This window comes from Sphingopyxis sp. (assembly GCF_035998905.1).
Classification (GTDB): Bacteria; Pseudomonadota; Alphaproteobacteria; order Sphingomonadales; family Sphingomonadaceae; genus Sphingopyxis.
Map to the genome: position 1 here is coordinate 36,743 of NZ_DASYHG010000029.1, position 17,749 is coordinate 54,491.

At 65.4% G+C, this 17,749-nt stretch carries 23 protein-coding genes; 7 read left to right on the forward strand and 16 right to left on the reverse strand.

The features are described 5' to 3' along the window. Positions 1-34 precede the first annotated feature (34 nt). Positions 35-838, forward strand: a complete 804-nt coding sequence (locus tag VGN62_RS17355; RefSeq protein WP_327456197.1) for a hypothetical protein — start codon at positions 35-37, stop codon at positions 836-838. On the opposite strand, the gene VGN62_RS17360 is transcribed toward VGN62_RS17355, so the two are convergent. Then, complete coding sequence (locus tag VGN62_RS17360; RefSeq protein ID WP_327456199.1) at positions 835-2,154, reverse strand: hemolysin family protein; 1,320 nt, start codon at positions 2,152-2,154, stop codon at positions 835-837. The two genes, VGN62_RS17355 and VGN62_RS17360, sit on opposite strands and share 4 nt — an antisense overlap. Before the next feature lie 220 nt (positions 2,155-2,374). Here VGN62_RS17360 and VGN62_RS17365 point away from each other — a divergent pair, with 220 nt between their 5' ends. Then, entirely contained in the window at positions 2,375-3,064 is a 690-nt protein-coding gene (locus VGN62_RS17365; protein WP_327456201.1) for an OmpA family protein, read from the forward strand. Positions 3,065-3,119: 55 nt separating this feature from the next. On the opposite strand, the gene VGN62_RS17370 is transcribed toward VGN62_RS17365, so the two are convergent. Genes VGN62_RS17370 through VGN62_RS17395 form a run of 6 tightly spaced genes read right to left on the reverse strand, consistent with a single transcriptional unit; the run spans position 3,120 to position 7,239 of the window. Further along, complete coding sequence (locus VGN62_RS17370; RefSeq protein ID WP_327456203.1) at positions 3,120-3,749, reverse strand: MarC family protein; 630 nt, start codon at positions 3,747-3,749, stop codon at positions 3,120-3,122. After that, positions 3,746-4,417, reverse strand: coding sequence for a hypothetical protein (locus tag VGN62_RS17375; protein ID WP_327456205.1), 672 nt, complete (start codon positions 4,415-4,417; stop codon positions 3,746-3,748). Before VGN62_RS17375 ends, VGN62_RS17370 begins: the two co-directional genes overlap by 4 nt. Continuing rightward, positions 4,417-5,313, reverse strand: coding sequence for a bifunctional methylenetetrahydrofolate dehydrogenase/methenyltetrahydrofolate cyclohydrolase FolD (gene folD, locus VGN62_RS17380; protein ID WP_327456207.1), 897 nt, complete (start codon positions 5,311-5,313; stop codon positions 4,417-4,419). The genes VGN62_RS17375 and folD overlap by 1 nt, the downstream gene beginning before the upstream one ends. Next, positions 5,313-5,612, reverse strand: a complete 300-nt coding sequence (locus VGN62_RS17385) for a YggT family protein (protein WP_062185958.1) — start codon at positions 5,610-5,612, stop codon at positions 5,313-5,315. The genes folD and VGN62_RS17385 overlap by 1 nt, the downstream gene beginning before the upstream one ends. A 44-nt stretch (positions 5,613-5,656) precedes the next feature. After that, positions 5,657-6,565: an acetylglutamate kinase gene (gene argB, locus VGN62_RS17390; protein WP_414713296.1), complete on the reverse strand. Its 909-nt coding sequence runs from the start codon at positions 6,563-6,565 to the stop codon at positions 5,657-5,659. Further along, entirely contained in the window at positions 6,562-7,239 is a 678-nt protein-coding gene (locus VGN62_RS17395; protein ID WP_327456211.1) for a queuosine precursor transporter, read from the reverse strand. The genes argB and VGN62_RS17395 overlap by 4 nt, the downstream gene beginning before the upstream one ends. A 125-nt stretch (positions 7,240-7,364) precedes the next feature. Here VGN62_RS17395 and VGN62_RS17400 point away from each other — a divergent pair, with 125 nt between their 5' ends. The 3 genes from VGN62_RS17400 (at position 7,365) to VGN62_RS17410 (ending at position 9,800) form a co-directional block, all read left to right on the forward strand. Beyond that, on the forward strand, positions 7,365-8,717 hold the full coding sequence (locus VGN62_RS17400; RefSeq protein WP_327456213.1) for a NupC/NupG family nucleoside CNT transporter: 1,353 nt from the start codon (positions 7,365-7,367) through the stop codon (positions 8,715-8,717). A 129-nt stretch (positions 8,718-8,846) separates the two neighbouring features. Continuing rightward, positions 8,847-9,470, forward strand: coding sequence for a beta/gamma crystallin-related protein (locus tag VGN62_RS17405; protein WP_327456215.1), 624 nt, complete (start codon positions 8,847-8,849; stop codon positions 9,468-9,470). A gap of 12 nt (positions 9,471-9,482) precedes the next feature. Beyond that, complete coding sequence (locus tag VGN62_RS17410) at positions 9,483-9,800, forward strand: MliC family protein (RefSeq protein ID WP_327456217.1); 318 nt, start codon at positions 9,483-9,485, stop codon at positions 9,798-9,800. Positions 9,801-9,804: 4 nt separating this feature from the next. On the opposite strand, the gene VGN62_RS17415 is transcribed toward VGN62_RS17410, so the two are convergent. The 8 genes from VGN62_RS17415 to gluQRS form a co-directional block, all read right to left on the reverse strand. Beyond that, positions 9,805-10,293, reverse strand: a complete 489-nt coding sequence (locus VGN62_RS17415) for a hypothetical protein (protein ID WP_327456219.1) — start codon at positions 10,291-10,293, stop codon at positions 9,805-9,807. 68 nt (positions 10,294-10,361) lie between these two features. Next, entirely contained in the window at positions 10,362-10,844 is a 483-nt protein-coding gene (locus VGN62_RS17420) for a hypothetical protein (protein ID WP_327456221.1), read from the reverse strand. A gap of 107 nt (positions 10,845-10,951) precedes the next feature. Next, positions 10,952-11,818, reverse strand: coding sequence for a 3-hydroxyacyl-CoA dehydrogenase NAD-binding domain-containing protein (locus VGN62_RS17425; protein ID WP_327456223.1), 867 nt, complete (start codon positions 11,816-11,818; stop codon positions 10,952-10,954). Positions 11,819-11,888: 70 nt separating this feature from the next. Beyond that, a complete protein-coding gene (gene egtD, locus VGN62_RS17430) occupies positions 11,889-12,875 on the reverse strand; it encodes an L-histidine N(alpha)-methyltransferase (RefSeq protein WP_327456225.1) in 987 nt (328 codons plus the stop codon). A 1-nt stretch (position 12,876) separates the two neighbouring features. Further along, positions 12,877-14,145 (reverse strand): ergothioneine biosynthesis protein EgtB, encoded by a 1,269-nt coding sequence (gene egtB, locus VGN62_RS17435; protein ID WP_327456228.1) that lies wholly within the window; start codon positions 14,143-14,145, stop codon positions 12,877-12,879. Positions 14,146-14,253: 108 nt separating this feature from the next. Continuing rightward, positions 14,254-14,835, reverse strand: a complete 582-nt coding sequence (locus VGN62_RS17440) for a cob(I)yrinic acid a,c-diamide adenosyltransferase (RefSeq protein WP_327456230.1) — start codon at positions 14,833-14,835, stop codon at positions 14,254-14,256. 9 nt (positions 14,836-14,844) lie between these two features. Then, a complete protein-coding gene (locus tag VGN62_RS17445) occupies positions 14,845-15,069 on the reverse strand; it encodes a hypothetical protein (RefSeq protein ID WP_327456232.1) in 225 nt (74 codons plus the stop codon). Positions 15,070-15,079: 10 nt separating this feature from the next. Further along, positions 15,080-15,931, reverse strand: a complete 852-nt coding sequence (gene gluQRS / locus VGN62_RS17450; protein ID WP_327456234.1) for a tRNA glutamyl-Q(34) synthetase GluQRS — start codon at positions 15,929-15,931, stop codon at positions 15,080-15,082. Between the two features lie 170 nt (positions 15,932-16,101). Here gluQRS and VGN62_RS17455 point away from each other — a divergent pair, with 170 nt between their 5' ends. Both VGN62_RS17455 and VGN62_RS17460 read left to right on the forward strand, forming a co-directional pair. Further along, the gene (locus VGN62_RS17455) at positions 16,102-16,668 is read left to right on the forward strand and encodes an HNH endonuclease (RefSeq protein ID WP_327456236.1); all 567 of its coding nucleotides are present in this window, start codon (positions 16,102-16,104) and stop codon (positions 16,666-16,668) included. Between the two features lie 82 nt (positions 16,669-16,750). Further along, positions 16,751-17,179: a YbaY family lipoprotein gene (locus tag VGN62_RS17460; protein ID WP_327456238.1), complete on the forward strand. Its 429-nt coding sequence runs from the start codon at positions 16,751-16,753 to the stop codon at positions 17,177-17,179. Here the strand turns inward: VGN62_RS17460 and VGN62_RS17465 are convergent. Next, on the reverse strand, positions 17,176-17,739 hold the full coding sequence (locus tag VGN62_RS17465; protein ID WP_327456240.1) for a hypothetical protein: 564 nt from the start codon (positions 17,737-17,739) through the stop codon (positions 17,176-17,178). The genes VGN62_RS17460 and VGN62_RS17465 overlap by 4 nt on opposite strands. Between the last annotated feature and the right edge of the window lie 10 nt (positions 17,740-17,749).

Here is a 17,749-nt window from a genome sequence, read left to right on the forward strand (position 1 = left end):
ATAGGCTGGACCTAAATCACAAGCGGAGAAGATCATGGCCTGGCTTCAGGAAAACTGGATTATCGCGGTTGTCGGACTCGTTGTCGCCGTCGTGTTGCTGTGGTGGCTGTTCGGCCGGTCGAAACCCCAGGAGATTGCACCACCCGCCGCCGAGCCGGCAAAGCCGGCCAAACCGCTCGAACCGGTAAAGCCCGAGATTATTGCGGCCGAACCCGCGCGCTTCAAGCCGGTCGAACCCAAGCCGCAACCCGTCGCTGCGACTGCACCGCCGCCTGCGCCCGAACCGGCCGCCAAGGCACCTGCGCCGGAACCAGCGCCCGTCGCCGAACCGGTGGCCGAGGCTCCGTCTCCCGCACCGAAACCCGCGGCGAAACCCAAAACCGCCACAAAACCCGCCGCGAAAAAGACCGCGGCCAAGGAGCCGGTGGCGAAAGCAGCGGCGAAGCCTGCAACGAAAGCGGCGGCCAAACCGGCGGCCAAGAAAGCCGCCGCGAAGCCAGCACCGGCTGAACCCGCAGCCATTCCCGAGGAGCCGACCGTTCCGCCGCCGCCCGCCGCAAAACCCGCCGCGGCGCCTGCGAAATCGGGACCCGACAATCTGCAACTGCTGAAGGGCGTGGGGCCGAAGCTCGTCGCGTTGCTCAACGGACTCGGCGTCACCAGCTTCCGCCAGATCGCCGACTGGACCGACGCCGACGTCGCGCGGATCGATCCGCAGCTCGGCGCCTTCCAGGGCCGCATCGCGCGCGACGCTATCGTCGATCAGGCCGGCTATCTCGCACGCGGCGACAAGGCCGGGTTCGAAGCGAAATATGGCGCGCTCGGCGGCGAGCTCTAGCCTTCCGCTTCCTTCGGCTTGCTGACCTCGGTGACGAGCAGCTTGTCGATCTTGCGCCCGTCCATATCGACGATCTCGAAGCGCCAGCCCCTGTCGGTGAATTTCTCGCCTTCAGTCGGCAGGTGCTTCAGGATCGCGAGGACATGGCCCGCCGCGGTCGCATAGTCGCGGTCTTCGCCCAGTTCGATCCCCAGCCGTTCGGCCATCTGGTCGGCGGGCATCGACCCGGCGATCAGCAGGCTGCCGTCGTCGCGCTCGACGACGAAGGGCTCGCTGCCGATATCCTGGTCCGACGCAAACTCGCCCGCGATCGCCGAAAGCAGGTCGGCGGGGGTCACCAGTCCGTCGAAATGACCATATTCGTCATGGACGAGTAGCATCGGCACGTCGGCGGCACGCAGCGCCTCGAGCGCGTCCATCGCGTCGATCTGGTCGTGGATGACCTTCGCGGGGCGCATCAATTGCTCGAGGTCGAGGACGTCGCCGCGGAACAGCGCCGAAGCAATGTCGCGCGCCTGCACGACGCCGACGATATCGTCGACCGAGCCGCGCGCGACCGGCAGGCGGCTATGCGGGGTTTCGAGCAACTTGTCGCGCACCGCGCGCGCGTCGAGCGCGACGTCGACCCAGTCGACATCCTTGCGCGGCGTCATCACCTCGCGCACCGGCCGGTCGGCAAGGCGCACGACGCCCGAAATGATCGCGCGCTCGCTTTCCTCGATCACCCCCGATTTCGACGCCTCGGCGACGATCAGGTGCAATTCCTCGGCGGTCACGCGATCTTCCGATTCGCGGTTGAGGCCGAGTAGGCGGAACACCAGCGCCGAACTATTGTCGAGAATCCAGACGAGCGGCGCGGCAATCCGCGACAGCCAGTACATCATCGGCGCAACGATGATCGCGATCCGCTCGGGCGCGCGCAGTGCAAACTGCTTGGGCACGAGTTCGCCCGCGATCAGTGAGGCATAGGTGGTGAGCGCGATGACCACGGCGAACGCAACCGACAAGGCGGTCTCGGCATCGAGGCCGAAGAGCGCCTGCAGGCGCTCGGCCACCGGCTGGCCCAGGCTGGCCCCCGAATAGGCACCCGTCAGAACGCCGATCAATGTAATCCCGACCTGCACGGTCGACAGGAAGCGGCCGGGGTCGGACGCGAGCAGGCGCGCAATCTTCGCACCGCGGCTGCCGCGCTTTTCCGCCGCCTGCAAGCGCGGATCACGCGACGAGACGATCGCAAGTTCGGACATGGCGAAAACGCCGTTGAGCAGGATGAGGACCAGGATGATCGCAACATCCGACCAGGGAAAAGGGGTCATTGGGCGGTCGTACGGCGCGTCGGCGCCCGGCCCCTGTCAGCTTCGGTCATGTGCCCCCTATAAGCGAAAGGCGTCGCATTGCACAATGGCACGCGCTCGCGCCTCCGGCTCAGCCTTCATTCAGTCAAATTCTGGAACCAGATTGCCCGCCATATGTTATCCGCAGGACGGGTGGTATATGCAGGACCAGAAGCAACCGCCGAATAAAGGGAGCGAAAAAATGAACAGCAAGGCAATCAAGCTCACCATCCTTACCAGCATCGGTGCGATCGCGCTGACCGGCTGTGTCACCGATCCCGTAACGGGCGAACGCAAGATATCGAAGGCCGCGATCGGCGGCGTCGGCGGCGCGCTGGGCGGTTACCTGCTCGGCGACCTGATCGGCGGCCGCAACAGCCGCACCGAGGAAATCGTCGGCGCCGGTATCGGCGCGGTCGCGGGCGCGGGCGTCGGCTATTATATGGACCAGCAGGAAAAGAAGCTGCGCGAACGCACTGCGGGCACCGGCATCGACGTCGAGCGTCAGGGCGACCAGCTCGTGCTCAACATGCCCGGCGATGTCACCTTCGACCTCAACAGCGCGATGGTGAAGTCGCAGTTCCGCAGCGCGCTCGACAATGTCGCCTCGACGCTCGCCGAATATCCGAGCACCTATATCGACGTTTATGGCCACACCGATTCGACCGGCAGCGACAGCTATAACCAGGGCTTGTCCGAACGCCGCGCGTCTTCGGTTGCCGACTATCTCGCCGGCCGCGGCATCCAGCGCGCGCGCATGGCGACGCTCGGTTACGGCGAATCGCAGCTCAAATGCTCGCCCGAACGCAGCGAGGCCGATTATCAGTGCAACCGCCGCGTCGAAATCCGCATCGCCCCGGTGACGCAGGCCGACGTCAACGCGGCGCGGTAAACAGGTTCCATTCCCATGGAAAAGAAAGGGCGTCGCCGAAAGGCGGCGCCCCTTTTTATGCCAGACTCGGGAAGCTCGCCTTCAACCCGTCGATCACGAACTGCGCCGCGAGAGCGGCGAGCAGGACGCCGAGAAGCCGGGTGATCACTGCTTCGCCCTTGTTGCCGATCAAGCGCATCAACGGCCCCGCCGAAAGAAGCGCAGCCAGCGTCAGCAGCAGCACAAGCAGCAGCGCGCCGAAAATGACGAAGGCGCGGTCGAGCCCGTTGTTCTGCGACACGAGCAGCATCACCGACGCGATCGACCCCGGCCCAGCGAGCATCGGCATCGCCATCGGGAACACCGACACATCCTCGATCTCGGGGGTCGCCATCACCTTCTCGGCGCGCTGTTCACGGCGTTCGGTGCGCTTTTCGAACACCATGTCGATCGCGATGATGAACAGCATGATACCGCCCGCGATGCGGAAACTGTCGAGGTCGATGTGGAGGAAGCTCAGCAGGGCTTCGCCGAACATTGCGAAGAAGACGAGGATCAGCCCCGCAATGATCGTCGCGCGGATCGCCATCGAGCGGCGTTGCGCCGCGCTCGCGCCCGTCGTCAGGCTGGCATAGATCGGCGCACAGCCGGGCGGGTCGATCACGACGAACAAGGTGACGAAGGCCGAGATGAACAGGTCGATCATGGCTGTTTCGGCGCCGCCACCTGGTCGTCGACGACCGTTGCTATATCCTTGCCGTCCCACAGGCGGATCTTCACACGGCGCGACTTGTCGGCGCGGACGGTCGAGGTCCAGCTCAGCGTCTGATCGGCCGACAAGCCGACCGCCATATCCTCGCCCTCGCCGCCAGCCTCAATCGGCACCGCTGGGCGCGATCCGCACACCGCCTGCTTCGACGCGATGAAGTCGGGGGCTTCACGCGGCGCTTTAAGTTCATCGCCATGGTCGAGGATCCAGTTGATCCGGCCCTTTTCGTCACGCACCCACACGGTGGTGAAAAAGCCGTTCGCCGGCCCCTTCTGCCACGCGCCGGTTGTTGCACCGGAATTGCCGTCGCAGCTGACATAAACCGCGTGCGGCTGCCACTTCACCGCCTCGGCGGGGTCCTTTTGCGACTTCAACCAGTCGCGCGCCTTCACCCGCTGCGGCACGAACATTACCGCGTCGGGATGCGCGGTCTCGCGAAACGCGGTCCATTGCCCCTTTTCCTGTGCAAGCCGGGCAAAGCCGATTTCGGCGGCGATGAAGGCGCTGGGGTTCGCGGCAAGCGGGCGGTTGCGGAACTCGTCGTGCGGCGCGGCGCAGCCCGCCAGCATCGTCAGGCCGAGCGCGGCGACCAGCAAGCGGCGCATCAGAACCCCTCCGGATCGGCAAGCCCCGCGCGGCGGTGCGCGGCGACAAGCGTGTTGCGGAGCAGGCAGGCAATGGTCATCGGGCCGACCCCTCCGGGAACCGGCGTGATCGCATCGGCGACCGCCGCCGCACTGTCATAATCGACGTCGCCGACCAGCCGCCCTTTCGCGGCGCCGTCGGCAGGCGGCAGACGATTGATCCCGACGTCGATGACAATCGCGCCGGGCTTGATCCAGTCGCCCTTGACCATTTCGGCGCGGCCCACTGCGGCGACGACGATATCGGCGCGGCGGACGAGATCGGGCAAATCCTTCGTCCGGCTGTGCGCCATCGTGACGGTGCAATTGGCGCCGAGCAGCAATTGCCCCATCGGCTTGCCGACGAGGATCGAGCGCCCGACGACGATCGCGTCCTTGCCCGACAGGTCGCCGAGCCGGTCCTGGAGCAGCAGCAAACAGCCATAGGGGGTGCACGGCACCATGCCGGCAATGCCGAGCGCGAGGCGCCCGGCGCTGACCGGGGTCAGCCCGTCGACATCCTTGTCGGGATCAATCGTCGCGACCGCCGCCTGTTCGTCGAGATGGCCGGGCAGCGGCAATTGCAGCAGGATGCCGTCGACCGCATCGTCGGCGTTGAGCTGCGCGAGCAGCGCCTCGACCTCATCCTGCGTCGCGGTCGCGGGCAGGCGATATTCAAAGCTTTCCATACCCGCGGCGACCGTCGCCTTGCCCTTCGACCCGACATAGACCGCGCTCGCCGGATCGTCGCCGACCAGCACGACCGCGAGGCCGGGCGCACGGCCCGTCGCGGCTTCAAACGCCGGAACCGCGTCGGCGATCCGCGCCCGCAGGCCGGCGGCAAACGCCTTGCCGTCGATCACCTGCGCCGCGGTCATCACGCCATCCCGTTGGCGTAGGCGAGGCGCGCGAGATAGCTCAGCACCGGCCCGTCGATGATGATGATCAGGATCAGCACCAGCATCGGCGTCAGGTCGAGTCCGCCGAAATCGGGCATGATGCGGCGGAACGGGCGATAGAGCGGTTCGGTGATCCGGTCGAGCACCGTCCAGAGCTGGCCGACGAACTGGTTGTGCGTGTTGATGACGTTGAACGCAATCAGCCACGACATCACCGCCTGCGCGATGATGAACCACCACAGGACCGTCAGGATGATGTGGACGATCTGGAGGAGCATGAGAAGCAAGGCGAATTCTCCGAAAAAGGGTCTTGCCGCGTCTCTTAGCGGTGAATGAGCGTCCCCGCACCCCTCGCGGTGAAAATTTCCAGCAGCATCGCGTGCGGGATACGCCCGTCGAGGATGACCGCCGCCTCGACCCCGGCGTCGACCGCCGCGACGCAGGTTTCGACCTTCGGGATCATCCCGCCGGTGATCGTGCCATCACCCTTCAGCTCGTCGATCGCCGGGCGGTCGAGGTCGGTGAGCAGCGCCCCCGATTTGTCGAGCACCCCGGCGACGTCGGTGAGCAGGAAAAAGCGTTTCGCGCCGAGCGCGCCCGCGATCGCGCCCGCCATCGTGTCGGCGTTGATATTATAGGTCGCGCCGTCGGCGCCAAGCGCGACGGGCGCGACTATGGGAATGAAATTGTCGTTCGTCAGGTTGACGAGGATCGTCGGATCGACCGCGACGGGTTCACCGACGAAGCCGAGGTCGACATGGCGCTCGATCCCCGAATTGGGGTCGGGCTCGGTCCGGCTGACCTTTTCGGCGAGGACGAGGTTCGCGTCCTTGCCCGAAATGCCGACCGCCCGACCGCCGAGCGCGGCGATCCAGCTCACGATTTCCTTGTTGATCTTGCCCGCGAGGACCATTTCGGCGACTTCGGCGGTCGCGGCATCGGTGACACGCAGCCCGCCGACAAAGGTCGATTCGATCCCGAGTTGCTTCAGCATCGCGCCGATCTGCGGCCCGCCGCCATGGACGACGACCGGGTTGATCCCGACCGCTTTGAGCAACACGACATCTTCGGCAAAATCACGCTGCGCCTCGGGATCGCCCATCGCGTGGCCGCCATATTTGATCACAAACGTTTCGCCGGCATAGCGCTGCAGATAGGGCAGCGCCTCGACGAGCGTTTCGGCCTTGGCAAGCAGATCGGGCATTTTCGAGGGATCGGTCATCGACATCATCCGGCGTTCTTCGCATCGAGGCTGCGGCCGAGAGCGACCAGGCCGGTGATGACGAAAGGAATGACGAGCACCGACAGCGCAACCTTGGCGAGCATCTGTCCGCCCATCAGGTTGGCGATCGGGAACACGCCGTAAAAGGCGATCGTGACGAACAGCAGGGTGTCGACGATCTGGCTGAGCGCGCTGGCGATCGCGCCGCGGATCGCAATCCATGTCGCGCCGGTACCCGCGCCTTCGCGCCCGCGAAGCTTGCTGAAGATCGTGACGTTCAGGAATTGCGATGTGCCATAGGCGACGATTCCCGCCGCCATCAGGCGCGGGCTCTGTCCGAGGATCATGTCGAACGCCGCCAGCCGTTCGGGCTGCATTTCGGGCGAGGCGGGAAGCGCCAGGACCAGTGCGGTCAGCATGATCGACAGCACGAGCGGGACGAAGCCCCAGAGCACGAGGCGGTTCGCGGTCGACTGTCCGTGGAGCTCCGACACCGCGCTCGACAGCGCCACAAGGATCAGGAAGGCAAAGATGCCCGCCTCGACCGCCAGCCAACTTCCCAGCGCGACCTGCTTGTTCCCGAGCACGCCGGCGAGCACGACCATGCCGCCATAGACGATCGAGAAGAGGAAGAGCGAGGGCGAAAGCGTGCGCGGCAGCGCCGCCGAGGTCGGTTCGGTCATGCCGCCCGATAGTCGGTTTTGCAGGCGCTGGAAAGACCGGGAAGCACCGCTCGACGCGCGGCGCTTGCCCCGGCGCCAAAGCCCGTTATTCAGGCCCATTAACTTGCGGGGGACGCATCAGCATTATGGAACGCCTTATCGGTTTGGTCGGCATCGTCGCATTGCTTGCGATCGCCGTGCTTTTTTCGTCGAACCGCCGCTGGATCCGGCTCCGCGTCGTCGTGCCCGCCTTCCTGCTCCAGGCCGGATTCGCGGTCCTCGTCATCGGCACCCCGTGGGGGCGTGCGGTGATCCAGGCGATGTCGAACGCCGTCTCGAACCTGCTCGGCTATGCCAAGGCCGGCACCGATTTCATCTTCGGCCCGCTCGCCGCGCCCGAAATGGGCGGCCACAGCTTTGCGATCGCCGCGCTGCCGGTGATCATCTTCTTCGCCTCGCTCATCTCGATCCTCTATTATCTCGGCATCATGCAGTTGGTGATCAAATGGGTCGGCGGCGCGATCCAGAAAATCACCGGCATCACCAAGGTCGAAAGCCTCGGCGCCGCGGCGAACATCTTCGTTGGCCAGTCCGAATCGCCGCTCGTCATCCGCCCCTATCTCGCGGGGCTCAGCCCATCGCAGCTCTTCACGATCATGACGGTCGGCATGGCGGGGGTCGCAGGCACGATCCTCGGCGCCTATGCGAGCATGATCGGCGAACAGCTGCTGCCCTATCTGCTCGCCGCCAGCTTCATGTCCGCGCCCGGCGGCATCCTGATGGCCAAGATCATGATGCCCGACGATCCGAAGGACCTCGGCATCGAACCCGTGATCATGCCCGAGGCGAGCCACGACGAGGAAAAGCCCGCGAACATCATTATGGCGGCGGCGCAGGGCGCGCAGACTGGCGTCAAGCTCGCGGTCGCGGTCGGCGCGATGGTGCTCGCCTTCGTCGCGCTCGTCGCACTCGCCAACGGGCTGCTCGCCGGGATCGGCGGCTGGTTCGGCTATCCCGACCTGTCGTTCCAGGCGGTGATCGGCGCGATCTTCCGCCCCGTCATGTGGCTGATGGGCGTGCCGTGGGAAGAAAGTGCGGTGGTCGGCGGCCTGTTCGGCAGCAAGATCGTGCTCAACGAATTCGTCGCCTTCATCGACCTGGGCAAGGCGCAGGGCGACATGTCGCTGGCCGCGGTCGCGATCGCGACCTTTGCGCTCTGCGGCTTCGCCAATTTCAGCTCGATCGCGATCCAGATGGCGGTGACTGGCGGCCTCGCCCCGAACCAGCGCCCGATGATCGCCAAGCTGGGGCTGAAGGCGTTGCTCGCGGGCAGCCTGTCGAACCTGATGTCGGCGGCGCTCGCGGGGCTGATGCTGGGCGTTGCCCCGCCGCTGGCGACCCCCGCGCCCGAACCCGCCACGCCCGTTGCCGCACCGGCGGAAACGCCGAAGTCCGATGTTGCGGCACCCCCGGCGACGGCGCCCGCCAAGGTGCCCTGACCTAATCGTTACGACACGAGCAAGTATTAGCCTCCATCGGTTGGGAAAATTTGCAAGCGGCCCCTGAATAGCGTAAATTCTGTGCCGCAGAACAAATCCCACGTCGCGTTCGTCAACAGGGAGGCCGTCATGAAAACCGCTTATCGTTTGTCGATCCTTGCCGCGGCTGCGGCGTCGATAGGGGCGGGTTTCCTCGCCACCTCGAACGCGCAGACCGTCGAAACCGAACGCTACCGTCCCGACCGTCCTCCCGAAGCGACCATCTATCGCGATGCCGGCTATCGCGGCCCCGCGGTATTCATCGGCGAGGAAAAGCCCAATCTGGGCCTTTCCTGGCCGGTCAATTCCATCCGCGTCCCCAACGGGCGGTGGGAGCTCTGCGAGAAATCGCGCTATCGCGGCAATTGCCGAACGGTCGATCGCGACACGCCCATGCTGAACAACGTTCTTCGCGGCCTCACCATCCAATCGATCCGGCCGGTCGGCGGTGGTGGTGGCGGCTGGAACCCCAATCCGCCCGCGAACGACCAGGTCGCGCGCGGCAATTTCGCCGAGTTCCACACGCAGCCCGCAGAGCGCAACTATCGCGTGCTCGCCTGCACGCGCGGATCGGCGACGGCCAATTGCGCAGCGCAGACTGCGGATAACTGGTGCCGCTCGATCGGCTGGAACGGGTCGGCGCGCGAACATATGGAAACGGTGAGCGGGCGGGTCTATCTCGCCGACGTGCTGTGCGTCCGTTCGGGCTATTGAGGGGGAACGGATATGAAACCGACCGCCATTTTCGCGGCAGGCGCCGCAGTCCTCGCGCTCGCGGCCTGTTCGTCGGTGCCGCGCAACACGGGCACGACGTATGAATGCAACCGCGGTACGAAGCTGAAGGTCGACTATGTCGGCAACACCGCGATCGTCCGCGTCAACGGCCGCGGTTCGATGGTGCTCAAACAGACCCCGTCGAACGGCGGGGCGGTCTATGAGAACAAGAGCGGCGCGCGGCTGCAGCGCAACGGCAATGACGTAACGTGGAACACCGCGCTGCGTTCGGCGCCCGAAAGCTGCCGCGTCGTCTATACGCCGCTGTGACCGATCAGGGCCGGGCGGGCGCCTTGCAGCCGCGCTCGAGCCCGACGCCCTTCAGGAAACCGCGCCGCACCGTTCCGGCGTAGACGGCGAGCGCATAGCGCCGCCGTTCGGCATTGGCGCCGGTTACTTCGGCAATCAGCCCGCGAAACGGAATGATTCCGCCTGCCACCGTACCGGCGACGCGCCCGGCGGTTTCCTCGCGCTTCTTGGCGCGGCTCTTGTCGACCTGTTCGTTGACGTCGGCACCAAGCACCGCGTTGAGCTCTTCCACCTCGCGGATGATCGCCGCGCATTTGCCAAGCCCCGCCAGCGAATAGGGATCCTCCTGGATCGCCAGCAGCTTGGGCGGCACTTCCTTGCCATCGAACGGTTCGGTCACCGAATTGGCGGTATCCTTGATCGTCGATTCTTCGGGGGCGCCCTGCTGGGCATATGAATGGACCGGGACGGCGAAGGCCGCGACGGACAGGCTCATCAACCAGATGCTGCGCATGGTCTTTCCCTCTGTTGGCGCGCCGGAACGGCGCATCATATCAACGCATAAAGGCCCGGCCGGCTCCGCTATTTCTTCTTCGTATAGCCGCCGTTGATCGCTTCGGTCCCGATCGCCGAGGTGTCGGCTACCCAATAATCGAAAATACGCTTGAGCTCGCTGCGCGGCAGGCCCTCGACCACATAAGCGCCGAACATGTAAAGTTGTCCCTTTTCGTTCCTGCCGACGCGCAGGAGGTCGAACTCGTCGTTCATTTTCTGCACCCACACCGTCGGCGGATTGATCACATCGCTATAAGACGCGACGAGCGTGATATATTTACAATCCGCGCCGCCCGAGCACCCCACCAGGCGAAGCGTCGTTCCGAAACCATCGATGCTGACATCGACCTCGGGCGTCGTATCGACGTTGCTGAGCGCGCCGGGCGCATAGCCCATGGCTTTCAGGGTTGCGACAAAAGCCGCCGGATTCTTGATCGTAACCGACTGGGCGTGCGCCGGTGCCGCCGCAATCGAAAATGCCGCCGCCGCGGCGGCCAAAACCAAACGCATATATTTCCCCCCAACAGACAAGGATGTCCGACCCCGAAAGCATCGTCGCCAATGCCGCGCGGATCGTCCAGTCATAAAAGTCGGGGGAAGGTCCCTTTTTATTGGCGTCAGCGGGTTGGCACGGGCGCCTCACCCGTCCAGTCGTAAAAACCGCGCCCCGCCTTCTTCCCGACCCAGCCCGCATCGACATACTGGACGAGCAAGGGCGCGGGCCGGAATTTGGGGTCGCCAGTGCCGCTGTAAAGCACGCGGATGATTTCGAGGCACGTATCGAGCCCAATGAAGTCGGCGAGCGTGATCGGTCCCATCGGGTGGTTGAGCCCGAGGCGGCAGCCGGCGTCGATGTCCTGCATCGTCGCGACGCCTTCGCCGAGCGCGAAGATCGCTTCGTTGATCATCGGCATCAGCACGCGGTTGACGATAAAGCCCGGCGCATCGTTGGCGTGGACGATCTCCTTGCCGAGCCCGCGGCCATAAGCCTCGACCTTCGCAAGCGTGTCGTCGCTCGTCGCGAGGCCGCGGATCAGCTCGATCAGGCCCATCACCGGCACGGGGTTGAAGAAGTGCACACCGATGAAGCGCGCTGCATCGGGCGCGGCCTGCGCGAGGCGGGTGATCGGAATCGAGCTGGTGTTGCTGGCGAGGATCGCTGTCGCCGAGAGATGCTGGCCGACACTGGCAAAGATAGCGCGCTTGATTTCCTCGCGCTCGGTCGCCGCCTCCATGACGAGCTCGGCGGGCGCGAAGGCGGCATGGTCGGCGACCGGGGTGATGCGGCCGAGGAGCGCGTCGGCGTCAGCCTGCGTCATTTTCTCTTTCGCGACGAGGCGCCCGAGCGCCTTGGCGATCCCTGCCTTGCCCGCTTCGGCCCGCGCGAGGTCGATATCGGACAGCAACACGTCATGCCCGGCGCCTGCCGACACCTGCGCAATGCCTGCGCCCATTTGCCCCGCACCGATAACGCCGACGATCATATGCTGTCCTTTCGCTGGAAACCGTGCCTGTGCCCCTACGGCGTCGGTCCCGCGCGTCAAGTAGGCAGCATCAGGGCGCGGAGCGGAACGCCGTCGCTTCGGCGAGGATCAGCGCAAAGGCGGGATCGACATCGTCCCATGTCGCGACGGGGGTCCAGCCCGATGCGCGCAAAAGCAGGTTGGCATCGCGCGCGCCATATTTGTGGCTATTCTCGCTGTGGATCGTCTCGCCCGCGGCCATATGATAGGCGCGGCCGTCGACGGTGAAGTCCATGTCGCACGCGGCAACGAGGTGCATTTCTATGCGCGCGTGGATATCGTCCCAGATCGCGCGATGGGTGAAATTCTCGACCGGGATATCGCCGTCCAGCTCGCGGTTGATGCGTTCGAGCAGGTTGAGGTTGAACGCGGCGGTCACCCCCGCGGGGTCGTCATAAGCGAGCTCGAGCGTCGCGACATCCTTGATCCGGTCGATCCCGATCAGCAGGAGCGCGCCTTCGCCGAGCGCGCAGCGCCAGTTGCGCAAGAGGTCGACCGCGGTGCGCGCGACCATATTGCCGATCGTGCTGCCCGGGAAAAAGCCGAGCTTGGGCAGGCCTGCGATTTCGTCGGGGAGCGTGACGCGCTGGGTGAAATCGGCCTCGACCGGATAGACCGCGAGCCCCGGAAAACGCGCCGCGAGCGCCAGCGCGCTGTCGCGCAGGAAATCGCCCGAAATATCGACCGGCACATAGGCGGCCGGCGCGATCGCGTCGAGCAGCAGCGGCGTCTTGGTCGAGCTGCCCGACCCGAGTTCGATCACGGCGCGGCCCGGCCCGATCGCCGACGCCATGTCGGCGGCGTAGCGGGTGAGAAGGTCGGTTTCGCTGCGCGTCGGATAATATTCGGGGAGCGCCGTGATATCCTCGAACAGCGCCGACCCTGTCGCGTCATAGAACCAGCGCGCCGGAATCGCCTTCTGCTGCTGCGACAGCCCGGCGCGGACGTCGGCGCGGAATGCGACATCGACGCCCGCATCGTCGGCGGAAATCTGCCGAAGTTGACGCACAACGCCCATGTCAAAGATCCTTGGCTAGCCGCACGCCGGTGAACTGCCAGCGTTGGTGGGGGTAGAAGAAGTTGCGGTAGGAGGCGCGCATATGCCCGCGCGGGGTCGCGCAGCTGCCGCCGCGCAGCACGAACTGCCCGCTCATGAACTTGCCATTATATTCGCCGACCGCGCCGGGCGCGGCGCGAAAGCCCGGATAGGGACGATAGGCGCTGCCGGTCCATTCCCACACGCTGCCGAACATCTGTTGCAGGCCCGTGTCATCGTCGGCGGGCGCCGCGGGCCGCACCGGTCCCGCGGCGTCGAGCTGCTGACCGCCGTGCGGATCGAAGGTGGCCGCGGCCGCTTCCCATTCGAACTCGGTCGGCAAGCGCGCGCCGGCCCAGCTCGCAAAGGCGTCGGCCTCGTAAAAGCTGATGTGCGTGACCGGCGCGGCGGGATCGATGTCCTGCCATCCCGCCAGCGTAAACTGGCGGCCGCCGTCCCAATAGGCGGGGGCGTCGACATCCTCGGCCTGCACCCACGCCCAACCATCGCTGAGCCAGAGCGACGGCGTGTGATAACCGCCATCGGCGACGAATTCCTGCCATTCGCCGTTGCTCACCGGGCGGCTGGCGAGCGCGTGCGGGGTCAGCAGCGCGTCATGGCGCGGGCCTTCGCAATCGAAGGCGAAGCCGGTGCCGCCATGCCCGACCTGTACGATGCCTTCGGCACCCGCGATCCACTTCATCGCGGAAAACTGCCGAACTTCACTCGCGATCCGCATTTCCCACGCGGCGGGTCCGAGCGGATTTTGCGCGAAGAGATGCTTGAGGTCGGTGAGCAACAGTTCCTGATGCTGCTGCTCGTGATGGATGCCGAGTTCGACGAGCGCGCGCCCCGGGGGGGGCAGATCGGGCAGCGCGCTCTGCACCGCGGCGTCGACATGCGCGCGCCAGATGCAGATTTCGTCGAGCGACGGGCGCGTCAGGAGGCCGCGCTGCGGGCGTGCATGGCGCGGCCCTTCGGCCTCATAATAGCTGTTGAACAGAAAGGGATAACGCTCGTCGAAGAGGCGGTACCCCGCGACATGATCGCGCAGGATGAAGGTTTCGAAGAACCAGGTCGTGTGCGCGAGATGCCATTTGGCGGGCGAGGCGTCGGGCATCGACTGCGCGCTCGCGTCGGCGTCGGAGAGCTTCGCGACAAGATCGAGCGACAGCCGGCGGGTCGCGGCGAAGCGCCATATGAGGCTCTCCGGCGTGTCGGTGGTCGGCGAAGCGTCGGTGCGGCTGGCCATGGTGAGACAATCCCCCGAGGTGCGATTCGGTTTCGCGTTGGAGCCGATTATGGTTACAGCGCGATGGAATGTCTAGAACATTTAGGGAACATTTACCCCCTCAGCCAATCATCGCGTCGCGCCGGGTTTCCACAATATGTCGCCGCCCGCCGCAGCGTTGATGTGCCGCGCGAGTACGAAAAGATGGTCCGACAGGCGGTTGAGGTAGTTGAGCGCGAGCGGATTGAGATCGCGCGCAGCACCCGCCGCAACGGCCGCGCGTTCGGCACGGCGCGTCACCGCGCGTGCGAGGTGGAGGCGCGCTGCGGCTTCGGTGCCGCCGGGGAGGATGAAGCTCCGCAGCGGCGCGAGCGCGTCGTTCATGCCGTCGATCTCGTCCTCGAGCCGCGCGATCTGGCTCGGCACGATGCGCAGCGCCATGTCGTGCGGACCGAATCCGAACTGGATGTCGGGCGGGGTCGCAAGGTCGGCGCCGAGGTCGAACAGCTCGTTCTGGATGCGCGACAGCATGGCGGCCTCATCGCTTTTCGGGTCGAGCACGGCGGCAGCCATCCCGATCGCGCTGTTCGCTTCGTCGACGTCGCCGATCGCCGCCATCAGCGCGTCGGACTTGGCGATGCGCGAGCCGTCGACGAGCCCCGTCGTGCCGTCGTCGCCGGTACGCGTGTAAATCTTGTTGAGCTTAACCATGGCCCGAACTTATTTGCCCGCGGCGAAGAGGCCGATCAGCACGAGCAGGATGATCGTGATCGCCTGCCATTTGACGCGCGCCATCATCATCCTGTTCTGCATCACCTGATTCTCCTGCGCGGTGCCGTCCATCTGGGCGCGGTGGCCTTGCGAGAAAAAGAAGAGCCCACGTGCGAGCGAGAAGAGGACGAAGCCGGCGGCAATCACGACGCCAAGGATGAGCAGGATTTCCATGTGCCCCAATTTAGGGATTTTGCAGCGAATAGCCAGCGGGAAGCCGGTCCGCCGCCAAATCGGCGGCGAGCGCCCGCCCGTCAACGCCGGCGGCGCGCAGTAAGGCGAGCGACGCCGCGGCGTCGCGTTTCGCCAGCCTTTTTCCATCGGGGCCGCAGACAAGCGCATGGTGGCGATAGAGCGGCGTCGACAGGCCAAACAGCGCCTGGAGCAGGCGATGAACGTCGGTCGAGGCGATGAGGTCGGCGCCGCGAATGATATGCGTCGCCCCCATCGCGGCGTCGTCGAGCGTACTCGCGAGATGATAGCTCGCGGGCGCGTCCTTGCGCGCGAGGACGATATCGCCGTGCGCGAGCGGGTCGGCGACGCGAAGCCCCTGCCCCGCCTCCTCCCATTGCAGTTCGCCGGTTTCCGCTAGCGCGCGCGCCATGTCGAGGCGCCAGCAATGCGGTTCGGCCGCGATCCGGCGCTGGCGCTCGGCATCCGGCAGGGCGCGGCAAGTACCGGGGTAGACGGCTCCCGAAGGACCATGCGGCGCCGAAAGGCTCGCCGCGATATCGGCGCGGGTACAGAAACAGGGATAGACGAGCCCGCGGTCGCGCAGCGTTTCGAGCGCAGCGGCATAGGCGCCGAGCCGCGCCGACTGGCGCAGCGGATCGCCGTCCCAGCCGATCCCGAGCCACGCCAGATCGGCGAGCGACGCGCCGACATATTCCTCGCGCGAGCGGCTGCCGTCGATGTCGTCGATGCGGATCAGGAAACGCCCGCCGGCCGCGCGCGCGGCCTCATGCGCCAGCACCGCGCTATAGGCGTGGCCGAGGTGGAGCTCGCCGGTCGGGCTGGGGGCGAAACGCGTCAGCATCTTTCCGCCCATGAATCCATATGCTGTGCCGAGTCAAAGGCAAACATTCCATATCTTGCGGGCATAAGCCCCCTTGACGTCAGATTCTGATGCGGCATGTAATGATGGTGTCATGCAGGAACGGCAGTGGCGCGCCATCCCGCGAGCAAAGGGGGCAGCGTTATTTAGCCATGTTCCATCCCGATCTTGCCCGGCATCCCGATAGCTGTCCGGCACTCGTTCTCAACGCCGACTATACGCCGCTGAGCTATTATCCCTTGAGCCTCTGGCCCTGGCAGACCGCAGTGAAGGCCGTGTTTCTCGACCGCGTCACCATCGTCGAAAATTACGAGCGCGAAATCCATTCGCCGACGTGGACGATGCCGATCCCGAGCGTGATTGCGCTGCGCCAATATGTGAAGCCGTCGGAGCATCCGGCGTTCACGCGCTTCAACCTGTTCCTGCGCGACCGCTTTGCGTGCCAATATTGCGGCTCGGGCAAGGATCTGACCTTCGATCATGTCGTGCCGCGCCGGCTCGGCGGGCGCACCACGTGGGAAAATGTCGCGACCGCCTGCGCGCCGTGCAATCTCAAAAAGGGTGGCCGCACGCCGCAACAGGCGCATATGCCGCTCTATCGCCAGCCGTGGCGCCCGACGAGCTGGCAGCTGCAGGACAATGGCCGCGCCTTTCCGCCCAATTATCTCCACACGAGCTGGATCGACTGGCTCTATTGGGACGTTGAACTGGAAGGCTGACGAGCGCACAACAGGGGCGACAGCGTGGGTTCACCTCGATGGGACTAGGCGGCCGCCAACCATCGAAAAAAGGAGAAACATCATGGTTCGCATCACCCGCATGCTCGCCGTCAGTGCGATCGCCGCACCGCTGCTCGCCGCGTGCGCGACGATCATGCCGCCGTCCGAAGCGCCGGTGTCGGTCACCGGCAGCATCACCTATCGCGAGCGCATGGCTCTGCCCCCGACCGCGCAGGTCGAAATCCAGCTCAGCGACGTCAGCCTGATGGACGCGCCGTCGAAGACGATCGCCCAGCAGTCGTTCACCGCCGACGGCCGGCAGGTGCCCTTTGCCTTCTCGCTGACCGTCGACGAGCGCAAGCTCGACCCGCGTGGCCGCTATTCGGTCTCGGCGCGCATCACCGACGCGTCGGGGAAGCTGATGTTCATCACCGACACGCATAATGGCGTGACCTTCGACGGCCGACCGCGGATCGACATGGGCACGCTGGTCATGGTGCGGACGCGTTAGGCGTGCCCTGAACAATTAATGTCGGTCGGGACGTTCATGGCTTTGAGCATGGCAGCGGCGCCTTCAAAATCGAAGTCAAAGACCTCGCCTCGCGCCCGTCGCGGGTCGTCAGAATAGACCCGGACCTGACGACAGCAGTAACAAACCTCCAGCTTGCCCACCTGCTCGCCCTTCGCATTGAAATAACGAAAGACGTGATGTGGATCGTAGCAGGCGGGCGTTGCGTGCTGTTCGGACGGCAGCAAGCGGTGGCGGATAAGCGACCGATCTAGAATCGCCCGATCCGCGCTGGTAAGCGGCAAGCCATCCGTCCGATCCATGAGCGCCTGTACATGTGGCGTCTCGCGGAAAGGCAGCCCCTCAACAAAAAGCCGAACCTCGACCGCATCAGGACTTACCGGTACCCTCCTGCTCTCTCCCGGTTTCAACTCGCTTTCCGGTACGAAGAATGGGTCGTCCTCGGCGGGCGTCCCGGCGTCCTGAACAGCGAGCGCCAATGCCGAGCCAACGGCAATGAGCAGCGCCGCCCAAACAGCAATCATGGCGTTTCGTTGCTTCATAGACCCCATA